This window comes from Colwellia sp. BRX8-7, assembly GCF_014077275.1.
GTDB lineage: Bacteria > Pseudomonadota > Gammaproteobacteria > Enterobacterales > Alteromonadaceae > Colwellia_A.
On record NZ_JACGVP010000130.1, the window covers coordinates 1 to 251 of the forward strand.

Below are 251 nucleotides of genomic sequence, written 5' to 3' on the forward strand. Positions count from 1 at the left end.
CTTTTTGTCTAGCGACAATAGCACTGTGGCACCACCTGATCCCATTCCGAACTCAGAAGTGAAACGCAGTAGCGCCGATGGTAGTGTGGGAGTTCCCATGTGAGAGTAGGACATTGCTAGGCTTCCAATTAGAAAAACCCGTAGCTGATGCTACGGGTTTTTTGCTTTCTGGCGTTTAAAAAAGACAAAACCCATAACTAGCATGCACTAATAACAAAAGTAGTGTGACTTATGTTTCGACATGCCCATGT

1 rRNA gene is annotated in these 251 nt (G+C 44.6%); it reads left to right on the forward strand.

Features of this window, described 5'->3' with window-relative positions:
- The first annotated feature begins 7 nt into the window (after positions 1–7).
- Positions 8–122 (forward strand): 5S ribosomal RNA (rrf, locus tag H4J57_RS19705).
- Positions 123–251 lie beyond the last annotated feature (129 nt).